The 13,726-nt window shown below is 60.9% G+C and carries 13 protein-coding genes; 7 read left to right on the plus strand and 6 right to left on the minus strand.

The window, feature by feature from the left end:
* The first annotated feature begins 330 nt into the window (after positions 1-330).
* Positions 331-1,569: an MFS transporter gene (locus HCI85_RS14265; protein WP_167145379.1), complete on the plus strand. Its 1,239-nt coding sequence runs from the start codon at positions 331-333 to the stop codon at positions 1,567-1,569.
* 103 nt (positions 1,570-1,672) lie between these two features.
* On the opposite strand, the gene HCI85_RS14270 is transcribed toward HCI85_RS14265, so the two are convergent.
* Complete coding sequence (locus HCI85_RS14270) at positions 1,673-2,554, minus strand: AraC family transcriptional regulator (RefSeq protein WP_167145381.1); 882 nt, start codon at positions 2,552-2,554, stop codon at positions 1,673-1,675.
* A 306-nt stretch (positions 2,555-2,860) separates the two neighbouring features.
* Between HCI85_RS14270 and HCI85_RS14275 the strand changes: the two genes are divergently transcribed.
* The 6 genes from HCI85_RS14275 to HCI85_RS14300 all read left to right on the plus strand — a co-directional run bounded on the left by HCI85_RS14275 (position 2,861) and on the right by HCI85_RS14300 (position 9,036).
* A complete protein-coding gene (locus HCI85_RS14275; protein WP_167145383.1) occupies positions 2,861-4,357 on the plus strand; it encodes a CoA-acylating methylmalonate-semialdehyde dehydrogenase in 1,497 nt (498 codons plus the stop codon).
* Between the two features lie 73 nt (positions 4,358-4,430).
* A complete protein-coding gene (locus HCI85_RS14280) occupies positions 4,431-5,597 on the plus strand; it encodes an isobutyryl-CoA dehydrogenase (RefSeq protein ID WP_167145385.1) in 1,167 nt (388 codons plus the stop codon).
* A gap of 115 nt (positions 5,598-5,712) precedes the next feature.
* The gene (locus tag HCI85_RS14285; RefSeq protein WP_167145387.1) at positions 5,713-6,531 is read left to right on the plus strand and encodes an enoyl-CoA hydratase; all 819 of its coding nucleotides are present in this window, start codon (positions 5,713-5,715) and stop codon (positions 6,529-6,531) included.
* 20 nt (positions 6,532-6,551) lie between these two features.
* Positions 6,552-7,655: an enoyl-CoA hydratase/isomerase family protein gene (locus HCI85_RS14290; RefSeq protein WP_167145389.1), complete on the plus strand. Its 1,104-nt coding sequence runs from the start codon at positions 6,552-6,554 to the stop codon at positions 7,653-7,655.
* A gap of 34 nt (positions 7,656-7,689) precedes the next feature.
* Positions 7,690-8,580 carry a 3-hydroxyisobutyrate dehydrogenase gene (gene mmsB / locus HCI85_RS14295; RefSeq protein ID WP_342636243.1) on the plus strand — a complete coding sequence of 297 codons (891 nt, stop codon included), beginning with the start codon at positions 7,690-7,692 and terminating at the stop codon, positions 8,578-8,580.
* A gap of 117 nt (positions 8,581-8,697) precedes the next feature.
* On the plus strand, positions 8,698-9,036 hold the full coding sequence (locus HCI85_RS14300; RefSeq protein WP_090251940.1) for a tryptophan synthase subunit beta: 339 nt from the start codon (positions 8,698-8,700) through the stop codon (positions 9,034-9,036).
* 73 nt (positions 9,037-9,109) lie between these two features.
* On the opposite strand, the gene HCI85_RS14305 is transcribed toward HCI85_RS14300, so the two are convergent.
* The 5 genes from HCI85_RS14305 to HCI85_RS14325 form a co-directional block, all read right to left on the minus strand.
* Positions 9,110-10,192, minus strand: a complete 1,083-nt coding sequence (locus tag HCI85_RS14305; protein WP_446730785.1) for an alginate O-acetyltransferase AlgX-related protein — start codon at positions 10,190-10,192, stop codon at positions 9,110-9,112.
* 80 nt (positions 10,193-10,272) lie between these two features.
* On the minus strand, positions 10,273-11,688 hold the full coding sequence (locus HCI85_RS14310; RefSeq protein WP_160088018.1) for an MBOAT family O-acyltransferase: 1,416 nt from the start codon (positions 11,686-11,688) through the stop codon (positions 10,273-10,275).
* Between the two features lie 10 nt (positions 11,689-11,698).
* Complete coding sequence (locus HCI85_RS14315; protein ID WP_160088020.1) at positions 11,699-12,355, minus strand: alginate O-acetyltransferase AlgF; 657 nt, start codon at positions 12,353-12,355, stop codon at positions 11,699-11,701.
* Entirely contained in the window at positions 12,355-13,014 is a 660-nt protein-coding gene (locus HCI85_RS14320; RefSeq protein WP_167145393.1) for an SGNH/GDSL hydrolase family protein, read from the minus strand. The genes HCI85_RS14315 and HCI85_RS14320 overlap by 1 nt, the downstream gene beginning before the upstream one ends.
* Before the next feature lie 46 nt (positions 13,015-13,060).
* Positions 13,061-13,717, minus strand: a complete 657-nt coding sequence (locus HCI85_RS14325) for an SGNH/GDSL hydrolase family protein (protein ID WP_167145395.1) — start codon at positions 13,715-13,717, stop codon at positions 13,061-13,063.
* Positions 13,718-13,726: the final 9 nt, after the last annotated feature.

A 13,726-nucleotide genomic window follows, 5' to 3' on the forward strand; every position in this document is an offset into this window, starting at 1 on the left:
AAAACGGCCGCACGGCATGAAGTGCTTACGACAATTGAACAGCGCTTAGAACGTTTCCTGATCGGCAAAAAGCCAAAGACATGGCGTTATAGAACATATCTAGGACGCTTTTATCAGCCGTCCGAACTGCCCGCTCAGTAGAGTCACCTGCAGCAGCGTACTGAAAAATCAGTACCGCTGGCGCTGAGTGAGCAATAGCCCCCTCACGCTGACTTAAAGATGGATGCACAGCCAAGTGCAGTGCATCCATGGATAGGTGTTCCTCAATCACGTCATGTTGCAATCCGCGCCTGAGTGCTATCAATCCCAACCGCCCACAGGGTGCAGACCATGCGTTTGAATGCTGCGATTGTCGTGTTGCTAACCAGCCTGGTCGCCGCAACCTATGGCTTCGGGATTTACCTGTTTGCTCAGCTCGTACCGGACATGCAGGCCTCCCTGGGCTTCGATTTCTCCTACGTAGGCAGTATCACCGCATCGGCGCAGCTGGGCTTTCTACTCTGTGCCCTGCTGGCTGTCTGGCTGACGCCGAAGATCGGTGGCGGCTGGATGATCGTGGCCTCCGGGGCGGTGTGTGCACTGGCGTTACTGCTGATTCCGCTGTCAAACAACATCCTGGTGATCGGTGCATTACTGACCCTGTTGGCGGGTACAGCAGCGACGGTGTTTGTACCGATGGTCGATATCATCTCTAGGGTCACGGCCTACCGCTACCGGGGGTTGGCCATGGGGCTGGTATCCAGCGGAACCAGTTATGGGGTGGCGATCAACAGCCTGCTGGTGCCGCTGTATGCCGCGCCAGGTGAATGGCGCAGCGTGTGGTGGTGGGTAGGGTTGCTGACCGTGGCCATGGCACTGCTGGTGCTGGTGGTTTTCAAAAAAGGCGGTTTGCTCAGCACAACCTCGCAGCCGGTTGTAGCGCCCACAGCCCTTGAATTGACAGTGCCCAGCAAGCGCTCAGCGCTGATACAACCCTGGGTGCTGCTGATCTGGTCGATGAATTTCTTGATCGGGTTTGCCACCTTTCCGTTCCAAACCTACCTATCGTCCTACCTGCGCACGGAACTGGGTTTTGACGTGCAATACAGCGCACAGGTCTGGGCTGTGATCGGCTTCGTTGGCATGTTTGCAGGGCTGGCAGTCGGTTGGCTCTCCGACCGTACCGGGCTGCGCGCCGCCATGTTGCTGGTCTACGGCTGTGTGGTAACGGCGGCACTGATATTCGTTGTAAGTCCCTCAGGGCATTGGCCCTTAGTCGCAGCGGCGCTGTTCTCTACGGCCTTCTATCCCATTTTCGGCCTTATCCCCGCTTACGTTTCCAAACTGGCATCGTCCAGCGCCATGGCGGTATCCATATTTGGCGTTGCCAACGTGATGCAAGGCTCTGGCGGCATGCTCGGCAATTACGGCGCAGGGCTACTGGCCAATTACAGCGGCAGCTTTGCTGGGGTTTACGCAACCATTGCCGGCGTGGGCGCAGTACTCATCATCTTGACCCTAAAGCTGCCCACAGAAGCCCCTGCGGCTGTATCAGCTGGGTTAGGCGTGAACCATCCGACTGCAAGTTAGCGACTTGCCACTAACCGGCAATCTATCGGCTCGCGCTTAGCGTTGATATTTAGGCCAAGCGCCTGGGCCGGAAAGCAGCCGCCTGCCCCCTAAAATTTCTGACTTATCCCTGATGCAGCGCCCGGTAATGGCTGGGCGCCATGCCCACCACTTTGCGAAACAGCCGCGAGAAGTAATACACATCGTCATAGCCCAGCTGCTCGGCCACCTGGCGGATGCTTTGTTCGCCTTCATCGAGCAGGCGGCAAGCGTGGGCCATTTTCAGCTGGATAAAGTCCTGAATTGGCGCATGCCCGGTCAGGGCGCGGTAGGTCTTGGCGAAGTGAAAGCGCGACAATTTGAACTGCGCGGCCAGCTCATCGAGATTTAGCGAGTCATGCAGATGCGCACGCATCACCGCCTGCACCGCGTCCACATCGAGCACTCGCCCGGATTTCAGGGTGGTACGCGCCGGCAGCACCGCCAGTGAGGTCAGAAGCACCTGCAACTGGTGCGCGGCATGAACGAAGTGCGCCAGGTTCAAGCCCTGTTTGCGCAGGTTGAGCAAGGCATCGAACTCAGCCAGCAGGCGCGGCTGCACGCCGATACGCCACAGCGGCCCCTTGCCCAGGGGCTTGAGAAAGTCCGCTACCAGCTCGCCATCAAAATGCACCCAGTACAGCGTCCAGGGCTTGTCCACGTCCGCGCCATAGGCGTGCATCACGCCTTTTGGCAACAGCAGCAGATCGCCACCACTCACAGCTAATCGTCCATCCGCTGTCTCCAGCCAGCCCTGCCCGGCGCGGCAGTAAATCAACAGATGATCATCCGGTTGCGGGCGATGCATACGGTGCCCTTGCGCCTGTGGGTAGAAGCCCAGAGCCAGCGGATAACAGCCCTGTGCCAGCGGGCTGCGGGCGAGCAGGCGGCGCAGCCGGGGCGGCGTGATAAAGCGCACGCCATTGGCCGGCAATGGCCAGTTGGAGGTGTCGACCTGCGTGCTCATGGGCATCCTGGCTACTGATTCAATCACAAGATAGTCCATCTTCAGGCCAAGATCGTCAATCCACAAAGCCGAGCAAGGCAGCTATAACACGGACAAAACAACAATCGAGCCCACCCTGATAACCTGTTCACGATCTCGCGAGCTAGAGCCATACAAGGCGCTACGTAGTAACAGCCTCCGGCTGGTCAAAACGGCGAGGACGCGGAGTTTACGAGCTGTAAATGAGCAGTCCGAGCCTGTTTTTAACGCAGTAGGGCCGACGCGCAGCAGGTCATGAACAGGTTCTTAGGTTCGCAGGAGGAAGGCATGGCCAAGGCAATCCCACAGTTGATCGACGGTGAATGGCGCGAAAGCCGCGCCCGTGAATTTATCGAAGTCACCGACCCGGCGACCCAGGAAGTACTGGCGCTAGCCCCCAAGGCTACCGCCGAGGAAATCGAAGCAGCGATTGCCAGTGCCAAGGCAGCCTTCCTCACCTGGCGCGAAGTGCCGGTTTCCGATCGGGCGCGGGTGATGCTGCGCTATCAGCACCTGCTCAAAGAGCATCACGACGAGCTGGCGGAAATTCTCGCTGGCGAAACCGGCAAGACCCTGGCCGATGCCAAGGGCGATGTCTGGCGCGGTATCGAGGTGGTCGAGCAAGCATGCAACATCGCCAGCCTGATGATGGGCGAGACCATGGAGAACGTGGCCCGCGACATCGACACCGCCAGCTGGATTCAGCCGCTGGGCGTATGCGTCGGCGTCACACCGTTCAACTTCCCGGCGATGATTCCGCTGTGGATGTTTCCCCTGGCCATCGCCGCCGGCAATACCTTTATTCTCAAGCCGTCCGAACAAGACCCACTGACCCCTAACCGCCTGGCCGAGCTGTTTATCGAAGCCGGCGCGCCCAAGGGCGTATTGCAAGTGCTGCACGGCGCGCGCGAGGTGGTCGACAGCCTGCTCACTCACCCGGATATCCGTGCGATTTCCTTCGTCGGCTCGGTGCCAGTCGGCCAGCATATCTACCGCACCGGCACCGCTCACCTGAAGCGCGTGCAGGCCTTTGCCGGGGCGAAGAACCATATGGTGATCATGCCCGACGCCAACAAGCAGCAGGTGCTGAGCAACCTGGTCGGCGCCAGTTGCGGCGCGGCCGGGCAGCGTTGCATGGCGATCAGCGTGGCGGTGTTTGTCGGCGAATCGAAGCAGTGGATCGACGAGTTGCAGGCGCAGATGGCCGACCTGCAACCCGGCTACTGGACCGATGGCCACGCCGCCTTCGGCCCGCTGATCAGCCAGCAAGCCAAGCAGCGTGTGCTGCGCCTGATTGCCGAGGGTAAAGCGGAAGGCGCCGAGTGCCTGCTGGACGGCTCGCACTGCGCAGTCGAGGGTTACCCCAATGGCAACTGGGTCGGCCCAACCCTGTTTCGCGGCGTAACCAGCAAGATGAGCCTGTACCGCGAGGAAATCTTCGGCCCGGTGCTGGTGTGCATGGAAGTCGATACGCTTGAAGAAGCCATCGAGCTGGTCAACGCCAGCCCCTACGGCAATGGCACCTCAATCTTCACCCGCTCCGGCGGCGCAGCGCGGCATTACCAGCACGCGGTGGAAGTCGGCCAGGTCGGCATCAACGTACCGGTGCCGGTACCGCTGCCGTTCTTCTCCTTTACCGGTTGGAAGGGTTCGTTCTACGGTGACCTGCACGCCTACGGCAAACAGGGCGTGCGCTTCTTCACCGAAACTAAAACGGTGACCAGTCGCTGGTTTGATGAGGATGCTGTCAGCGCATCCGCCAATATGACCATTCAGCTTAAATAATGGCCTGCCAGGCTGATCACGAGTTGGCCCGGCCTTAACTACCGGGGTTTACCTGCCCCGCTAAGGATCACTGATGGATTTCGAACTGACTGAAGAACAACGCCTGCTGGTCGACAGCGCCCGCGCCTTTGCCGCCAAAGAGCTGACCCCGCATGCTGCCGACTGGGACCGCGACCATCACTTCCCGGTGGACGTGATTAAGCACGCCGCTGAGCAGGGCTATCTAGCCTTGTATATCAAGGAAGACGATGGCGGCCTGGGCCTGTCGCGCCTGACCAGTTCACTGATCTTCGAGCAGCTGTCGGCTGGCTGCATCGCCACCACGGCGTTTCTGACCATCCACAATATGGCCTCATGGATGCTCGCCTCCTTCGCCGACCAGACGCTGAAAGATGCCTGGCTGCCGCGCCTGGTCAGCGGCGAGCTGCTGGCCTCGTACTGCCTCACCGAGCCGGACGCCGGCTCCGACGCCGCGCACCTGCGCACCCGCGCCAAGCGTGATGGCGACGACTACGTACTAGACGGCAGCAAGTGCTTTATCTCCGGCGCCGGCTCCACCGATGTGCTGATCGTGATGGCGCGCACCGGCGACGAAAGCGGCGCCAAGGGTGTGTCCTGCTTCCTGGTGCCGGCCGATGCCGAGGGCGTGAAGTACGGACGCAACGAACTGAAGATGGGCTGGCGCGCCCAGCCGACCCGCACCATCACCTTTGAAGGCGTGCGCATCCCCGCCGGTAATCGCATCGGCCCAGAAGGCCAGGGCTTCGTCTACGCGATGAAGGGTCTGGATGGCGGGCGCATCAATATCGCCAGCTGCTCGCTGGGCGCTGCACAAGCGGCGCTGGAGCAATCGCTGCGTTATGTGGAAGAACGTAAACAGTTCGGCAAGCCGCTGAGCGACTTCCAGTCTCTGCAATTCAAGCTCGCCGACATGCTCACAGATCTGACCGCCAGCCGGCAGATGGTGCGTCTGGCCGCGCACAAGCTGGACCACGGCCACAGCGAAGCCAGCCTGTATTGCGCCATGGCCAAGCGTTTTGCCACCGATCACTGCTTCACCCTGTGCAACGAAGCCCTGCAACTGCACGGCGGCTACGGTTACCTCAACGACTACCCTCTGGAGCGCTGGGTGCGCGACAGCCGCGTGCACCAGATACTGGAAGGCACCAACGAGATCATGCGAGTAATCATCGCCCGCCGCCTGCTGGATCAGGGCGGCATGCTGGATCGTTTGCTGTAGCTTTTAATTCCCTCTCCCCTCGGGGAGAGGGTTAGGGAGAGGGTCGGCGTCGCCGCAGCCCTCTCCCCCAGCCCCTCTCCCAAAGGGCGAGGGGAGCAACCTGACGAGGACCGTTATGAGCAACGCCATCGAAGCCTACAACCCCGGCGTGTTTGACCTGACCCACAAGCTCACCGTGGAAAAACACGGCCATACCGCGCTGATCACCATCAACCAGCCACCGGCCAATACCTGGGACCGCGACTCGCTGATCGGCCTCAAGCTGCTGGTTGAACACCTCAACCGCGACGATGACATCTACGCCCTGGTGATTACCGGCCAGGGTGGCAAGTTCTTCAGCGCCGGCGCCGACCTCAAGCTGTTTGCCGATGGCGATAAGGCCCGTGCCCGCGAGATGGCCCGGCGTTTCGGCGAAGCCTTCGAGGCGCTGCGTGATTTCCGCGGCGTATCGATTGCCGCGATAAACGGCTACGCCATGGGCGGCGGCCTGGAATGCGCGCTGGCCTGCGATATCCGCATCGCCGAGCGCCAGGCGCAAATGGCCCTGCCGGAAGCCACCGTCGGCCTGCTGCCCTGCGCCGGCGGCACCCAGCACCTGAGTTGGCTGATCGGTGAAGGCTGGGCCAAACGCATGATTCTCTGCGGCGAACGCATCGACGCAGAAACCGCGCTGCGCATCGGCCTGGTCGAACAAGTAGTCGACAGCGGCGAAGCCCGTGGTCATGCCCTGCTGCTGGCGGCCAAGGTCGCGCGGCAAAGCCCGGTGGCGGTACGCACTATCAAACCGCTGATCCAAGGCGCGCGCGAGCGCAGCCCGAACACCTGGCTGAGTGAGGAGCGCGAGCGTTTTGTCGACCTGTTCGACGCCGACGACACCCGCGAAGGGGTCAACGCCTTCCTGGAAAAACGCGACCCACAGTGGCGCAATAAATAATCCGCAGGGTGACAACCACAATGAATGTGCAATTCGAAGAACGCCCCGCACAACACGGTTACCGCATCGGCATCGCCAGCCTGGATGCCGAGAAAAGCCTCAACGCCCTGTCGCTGCCGATGATCGAGGCGCTGGATGCCAAGCTCAAGGCCTGGGCAGACGACCCGAGCATCGCCTGCGTAATGCTGCGCGGCAATGGTCCAAAAGCCTTCTGCGCGGGCGGCGACGTGGTGCAGCTGGTGCATCAGTGCCGCGAACACCCGGGCGAAATCCCGCCGCTGGCGCGACGCTTCTTTGCTGACGAATACCGCCTCGACCACCGCATCCACACCTACCCGAAACCCTTTATCTGCTGGGCCCACGGCCATGTGCTGGGCGGCGGCATGGGTCTGATGCAGGGCGCAGCAATCCGCATCGTCACCCCAGGCAGCCGCCTGGGCATGCCGGAAGTGAATATCGGTCTGTACCCGGATGTGGGCGGCAGCTGGTTCCTCGCGCGCCTGCCGGGCAAGCTCGGCCTTTTTCTCGGCCTGACCGCCAGCAGCATAAACGCCAGGGATGCGCTGGATCTGGACCTGGCCGACCGCGTGCTGCTCGACAGCCAGCAGGACGACCTGCTCAATGGCCTGGCCCAGCTCAACTGGCAAGAACAAAGCCCGCAACAACTGCACAGCCTGCTCAAAGCGCTGGAAAACCAGGCCCTAGGTGAGCTGCCGGAAGCCCAATGGTTGCCGCGCCGCGCGCGCATCGACGAGCTGCTCGATACCGCCGACCTGCCCCACACCTGGAATGCCATCAGCGCCTTGCACAACGACAGCGACCTGCTGCTGGCCCGCGCTGCCAAGACTTTGGCCGGCGGCTGCCCGCTGACCGGACACCTGGTATGGGAGCAGATCAAGCGCGCCCAGAAGCTTTCCCTAGCCGATGTCTTCCGCATGGAATACGCCATGAGCCTGAACTGCTGCCGCCACCCGGAATTCCCCGAAGGCGTGCGCGCGCGGCTGATCGACAAGGACCACGCGCCACGCTGGCACTGGCCGGATGTGGCGAGCATTCCGCAGCAGGTAATCGACGCGCACTTCGCCCCCGCCTGGGACGGCGCCCATCCACTGGCAGACCTGTAACCCGGCAACGGCCACTCTTCAGCGCGACAGGAGCATAACAATGACAACAATCGCTTTTATAGGCCTCGGCCACATGGGCCTGCCCATGGCGCGCAACCTGCTCAAGGCCGGCTTCAATCTGAGGGTCTTCGACCTGCTGCAAGCAGCCGTCGAAGACCTCGCCAAGGACGGCGCGCAAGCAGCCAGCAGCGCGCTGGACGCGGTGCAGGATGCCGATGTGGTGGTCAGCATGCTGCCGGCCAGCCGCCATGTCGAAGGTCTGTACCTGGGTGATAATGGCCTGCTGGCCGCGCTCAAGCCCGGCAGTCTGGTACTGGAATGCTCGACCATTGCCCCGGAAGCCGCACGCAAGGTGCACCAAGCGGCTGCCGCGCGCGGTATCGAACTGCTTGATGCACCCGTATCCGGCGGCACAGCCGGCGCAGCAGCGGGCACCCTGACCTTTATGATCGGCGGCGCGGCAACCACGCTGGAAAAAGCCCGGGCGATCTTCGAGGCTATGGGCAAGAACATCTTCCACGCTGGCCCCGACGGTGCAGGCCAAGTGGCCAAGGTATGCAACAACCAGGTGCTGGCGGTGCAGATGATCGCCACCGCCGAAGCTATGGCCATGGGCGTGGCCAACGGTCTGGAGCCAGCGGTGCTGGCCGAGATCATGCGCCAGAGCTCGGGCGGCAACTGGACGCTGGAGAAGTACAACCCCTGGCCCGGCGTGATGGAAAACGCCCCGGCCTCCAAAGGCTACAGCGGCGGCTTTATGGCCGAGCTGATGACCAAGGACCTCGGCCTGGCCCAGGAAGCTGCACAAGCCAGCGGCAGCAGCACACCCATGGGCGCACTGGCGTTGCAGCTGTATCGCCTGCTGCTCAAGCAAGGTAAAGGCAAGCAGGATTTCTCGGTGGTGCAGCAGTTGTTCATCGACTAAATCGGCATTGACCGCATACAGCAGGTAGCAGGGCTTTGTAACTGGTCGGGGCCGACGTTCCAGCTAAGCTCAATAGCGGGACTTGCCGAGGGCGGGTCATAGGGAAGGATAATGCCGATGTTCTATGTCCAGCGGGATGCCAGCGGCCATCTGCGGCGAGTGGAGGTGATGCCGTTCGAGAGCATGACCAACACCCTGACGGCCGACTCAGACGAGATTCAAGCATGGTTTGCCAGCCAGAACCTTGAATCGAACCTTATGCAACTGAAGCAAAGCGACTTGGACATGATCCGCGTCGTGGACGATTTAGTGCATTTGCTGATCAGTAAAGGCGTCATCCGCATCACGGATCTTCCGGCAGCGGTTCAGACCAAGCTTCTGACCCGCTCTCAAGCCAGGGAATCACTCGGGGGCTTACACAGCCTGATCAATGCTGATGAGCGCGGCATCATCTAGCAGCGCTTCAGTACACCCGTAAAGCAAAAGGCCATGCGGTGCAGCATGGCTTTTTATTTGAGTGCTCATTCCCTCAACCGGGTTGGCCGTCCAGCATGATGTCGTCGCGGTAAGGTGACTGCAAATCACGCTCAGGAATTTCCCAGATCAGCACCTCAGGCGGCGTCTGCTTGAACGCAGGGCTGCTGAAATAGTCCTTAGCAGCCCCAGAAAACTCACCGCCATCCTTGGCAAAGTTGCCCACTCGCGCACCCACCGCGCGTTCAAGGAAAGGGATGAAGTTGGAGTTACGCGAGAACGAGGTGCCAATCACGGCAAGGTTCGGCAGTTGGCTGTCGCCGAACAGATCATCCTCGCCCAATGCGGCTTCACCGGCGGCGCCCTGCACTTCCTTGATCTGGGTGACTGCCACCTGCTCCATGACTGGCTGCAGGCTCTCAGGCAACCAATCGAGCCCAGCCAAACGCACCAGATCGCCGGGACGCGGCTGCGGCGCCGTAACACTGGCCACAAACTGTTTGGCCGGGGTTGGGCTAACGCCCAGTGCGGCTATCCGCTGGGCCACCGCTGCAGCCGAGCGCTCGGCGCCGACTTCGCTCCAGTGCGTGTCGGTACGCAGGAAGGCATCGCTGCCGAGTGGTTGCAGCGTCGGAGCCAAATCCAACACCTCGACGCCCTTGGCCTGCAGTACCCGCTGCCAATCCTGCGCACGGCTGGCCAAAAGTGGTGAGCGTTCGATGGCACACAACTGCTGCGAAGCAATGCGGCTCTTGTCCGGCACCAGCACTACCAGCAAACGAATACCACGCTTGCTGAGCTGCTCTTGCAACGCTGCGACTTTCTGCGCACGCGCATCAGCATCTACAGCGGCATGTGGATGAATTTTCAGCTCATCGGTCAGAAACAACCAGTTCGCACAGCCTTGACGCACACGGGGACCGGTATCACCAATCGCCAACCAACTGGCGGCACGCTCCAGGTCCGCTGCCCGTTTGGAAAACGGCACATTCGCCAGCTCTTCGGCAATGCGGTGGGTCACCGCGCCATCGAAAATCTGTTCCCAACTGAGTGGCTGCGTGGGCTGCAACGCCACTTTGTCACTGATAAACATGGCCCACAGCACAGAAACCAAGCCTGCAACCAGGAACGCAAACATCACCATGCCCGCCAGGGGACTCAGCCTCGCGGTTAAACCTTCGGCCGCTGCATATTGGTTATCCGTCATGACATCAGGCCTTAAAACTGGAAGTACAGGAAGGGCACCGTTTCACGGCTGGCAATCAAGGCAAACGACAACAAAAAGCCCAATACCGGCCAGAGAGAACCCAACAGACAGAACAGGGTGTTCTGGCTGAAACGCGCTTCGAAGCGTTGCTGATAAACCGGCGCAATCACGCAGAGCACACCCAGCGCCGCCGCAATAGCATGAGTCGGGCGCACAGTGGCTGCCAAGGCATCGCCCATGGCAAATGCATGCAGCCCAAACTGGCCCGCATACATAGTCAATGCTGTGGCGAAATCAGGGGCGCGGAACAACGTCCAGGCTAGGGCGACAAACAACAGTGTCAGCACATGTGAAAGCGCTCTGGGCATACTGAACCAACCAGCGCCACTCCAGATGCGCGCCACGCAAAGGGCCACGCCGTGGGCGGCGCCCCACAGCAGGAAATTCCAGCTATCGCCGCCATGCCACAAGCCGGCAATGGCCATGGTAAGAAACAGGTTCCGGTAGATCAGCCACTGACTGCCACGGTTACCACCAAAGGGGATGTACAGGTAATCACGTATCCAGCTGGACAACGACAAATGCCAACGCCGCCAGAAATCTTGAATGCTGCGGGCAAGATAAGGGCGATTGAAGTTCTCCGGAAAATGGAACCCCAGCATCAAGCCGATACCAATGGCCATTGCGCTGTAACCCGCGAAGTCAAAGAACAACTGCAGCGAATACGCCAGGCACCCCATCCAGGCATCGACAAAGCTCGGTTCCGGCAACGCAAACGCCACATCGACCACCGGCGCCAGGCTATCGGCCACCAACACTTTCATGCTCATGCCGATCATAAAACGCCGAGCACCCAGGCTAAAGTTGCGCCAGCTGAGTCCCCGGTTGGACAGCTCTTCACTGACCCAGCTGTAACGAATGATCGGTCCGGCGATGGACTGGCCAAACATCAGCAGGTAGGTGGCATAGTCAATAAAGCTGCGCTCGACCTTGACGGTGCGTCGATGCACGTCGACCAGGTAAGAAATGGCTTGCAGCACGATAAACGACAGCCCCGCTGGCAAAGCCACCTTCTGCCACTCCAGCGGCATTGCCCCCTGGGACATCAACACCTCATTGAGGGTCGCTGCCAGGATGTTGGCGTACTTGTACCAGCACAGCACCAGGACATTGAGCACGATCATCCCGGCCAACCAGCGCACCCGGCTCTTCGAACCGAACGGCGCTCGGTCGATCAGCAGCCCACCGATCCAGGTAATCACGGTCAGTACCGTGTGCAGCAGCATGAACATCGGGCTGAGCCAGCCGAAGAACACCCAACTACCGACCAGCAACACGCCGTTGCGCCACTGCGGGCGCGCGAGCACATAGATCAGCAAAACGAGTGGCAGAAAAAGCGTCAGGAACTCGAGCGAGGTGAAGACCATGTTTTATATGTCAGTTCGCCAGGTTATCGAGGGCCTGGAACAGGCGCGGACCATCAGCCGACGGCACCAGGAACAGGGTGTAGCGCTGACCGGCAGCCAGCTCACCGAGCGCCAGCGGCTCGCCCACCGAAGCACCGCCGCAGCGCAGTTGCACCGAGAGATTCAACGGGTTGATCGAACGACGCTGCAGGGCACCATTGGCGACATCCTTGAAGATATCGACATTGCGCCCGGCCGCTTGCAGGCCGGCGTTGGCACAGGAAGCATCGAGGCTGTAGAAGGCCAGCGAGGCCTTGAGTGCGTTGAAATCGTCCGGCACTTCGCGCACGGTGACCAGGTTCAGGCCCTGCTCCGTGGCAATGCCGACCACGCTGGCGAACTCACCCGGCGCCACGCTGATGTCCAGCGTTTGCTGCGCCTCGCCCTGCTTGAGGTTGCCCTTGATCGGCTTGCCAGCAGGCACGGTGAGGAAGTCGGAGGCGCGCACGTCGCCTTCAAGGCGCAGGCTGGCACCATTTTCCGCACTCAGCTCCAGCGCGGTGTCACCGGCATTGAAGAAGCGCAGGAATGCGGAGTCCTCACTGGGGCCAGTGGGGTACAGGGGAATCTCGGCGGCCTGCAACAGGCTCACCGGCAGCAGGGCGAACAGGCTAAGCAGAGCGCGCATCACTTGCCTCCCTTAAGGCTGGCGGCTGGCAGCTTGGCCATCGCGTCGGCAATCGCATTACCCCAGGCTTTGTAGCCGGCCACGGTGAAATGCTGGCCATCCGTGGTGATCCACTGACCCGGCTTGGACATCTTCAATGAATCGACATAGGTGCACGGCGCAACGTTGGCAGCCAGGAACTGCGACATCAGCTGGGTACGCTGATCGTTTTTCTTGTACATGCCGCCCACTTTGCCCCAGGCCGGCCCTACCCATACGCATTTGGTGCCGGTTTCAGCAATCGCCTTGGTCAGGTTGGTGACGCTCTGCCAGGCCCAGGCCTTGGGGAATGCCGGCTTGTCATAAGAGGCCATGGTGTCACCGATGACCAGCACCACCACGTCCGGCTTTTTCTGCGCAATCAGCTGCTTGATTGGGGTGGTGGTCGCACCGCTGCCCTTGAGGACCAGCTTGCCGGTGTTGTCCTGCACGGCGCCGCAGTCAACCTTCTTGGTGATCAGCCAATCCGCCGCACTGGCACCGCAGGCGCCGATGGAGTGCACCTTGGCACCTTTTGCCACCAGGGCCGCATTGAGTGGCTCGGTCAGGTGATTCTGCAGGCTCATGTGGCTCTCGCCCAGAACCATAAGGGTCAGGCCAGCAAGTACGGAAGAAGACATCGAAGGGTTCCTCGATCAGATCATGGCAAAAGGGTTAAGGCGTGAGTTATTTGGCGGCGTTCTTGCGCACATCTTCCAGCGCGGCACTGATGGCAGTACCCCATTTCTGGTAGCCCTGGGCATTCAAATGCTGACCATCCGTGGTGGCCCATTGCCCTGGCTTGGAGAACTTCAGCGAGTCGACATAGCTGCACGGCGCGACGTTGGTTGAGAGAAACGCCGACATCTGTTTGACCTTGGCGTAGGTCTTGCCGTACTTGCCGCCCTCTGTACCCCAGTTAGGCCCAATCCAGGCGCACTGCGTACCGGTCGCGGCAATGGCCTTGGTCAAACCGGAGGTCTGCTGCCAGATCCAGGCTTTGGGGAACGAAGGCTTGTCATAACCGGCCATGGTGTCACCGATCACGATCAACACCAGGTCAGGCTTGTCCTTGGCGATCAATTGCTGAATCGGCGTGGTAGTGGCCTTGCCACGTAGCACCACGGCAGGCTCTTTACCACGCCGCTCGGCCGCACCACATGCCCCACCGGGGGTGGCTTTAAGCCAGTCACCGGCATTGGCACCGCAGATGCCAATGGAGTGCACATTGGCGCCCTTGCGGGTGAGGTCGTCGTGCAATCCGCCGATCAGGTAGTTGGGGGTCGCCATGTGGCTGTCGCCAATGATCAGAATGGACAGGCCGGCGAGCAATGAAGATGCCATCGAAAAACC

Source organism: Pseudomonas sp. OTU750018, from assembly GCF_011636575.1.
Lineage (GTDB): Bacteria > Pseudomonadota > Gammaproteobacteria > Pseudomonadales > Pseudomonadaceae > Aquipseudomonas > Aquipseudomonas peli.

Coding starts and splice junctions, on each gene's coding strand:
- HCI85_RS14265 (WP_167145379.1), top strand. CDS start 331: ATGCGTTTGAATGCTGCGATTGTCGTGTTGCTAACCAGCCTGGTCGCC.
- HCI85_RS14270 (WP_167145381.1), bottom strand. CDS start 2,554: ATGAGCACGCAGGTCGACACCTCCAACTGGCCATTGCCGGCCAATGGC.
- HCI85_RS14275 (WP_167145383.1), top strand. CDS start 2,861: ATGGCCAAGGCAATCCCACAGTTGATCGACGGTGAATGGCGCGAAAGC.
- HCI85_RS14280 (WP_167145385.1), top strand. CDS start 4,431: ATGGATTTCGAACTGACTGAAGAACAACGCCTGCTGGTCGACAGCGCC.
- HCI85_RS14285 (WP_167145387.1), top strand. CDS start 5,713: ATGAGCAACGCCATCGAAGCCTACAACCCCGGCGTGTTTGACCTGACC.
- HCI85_RS14290 (WP_167145389.1), top strand. CDS start 6,552: ATGAATGTGCAATTCGAAGAACGCCCCGCACAACACGGTTACCGCATC.
- HCI85_RS14300 (WP_090251940.1), top strand. CDS start 8,698: ATGTTCTATGTCCAGCGGGATGCCAGCGGCCATCTGCGGCGAGTGGAG.
- HCI85_RS14305 (WP_446730785.1), bottom strand. CDS start 10,192: ATGTTTGCGTTCCTGGTTGCAGGCTTGGTTTCTGTGCTGTGGGCCATG.
- HCI85_RS14310 (WP_160088018.1), bottom strand. CDS start 11,688: ATGGTCTTCACCTCGCTCGAGTTCCTGACGCTTTTTCTGCCACTCGTT.
- HCI85_RS14315 (WP_160088020.1), bottom strand. CDS start 12,355: ATGCGCGCTCTGCTTAGCCTGTTCGCCCTGCTGCCGGTGAGCCTGTTG.
- HCI85_RS14320 (WP_167145393.1), bottom strand. CDS start 13,014: ATGTCTTCTTCCGTACTTGCTGGCCTGACCCTTATGGTTCTGGGCGAG.
- HCI85_RS14325 (WP_167145395.1), bottom strand. CDS start 13,717: ATGGCATCTTCATTGCTCGCCGGCCTGTCCATTCTGATCATTGGCGAC.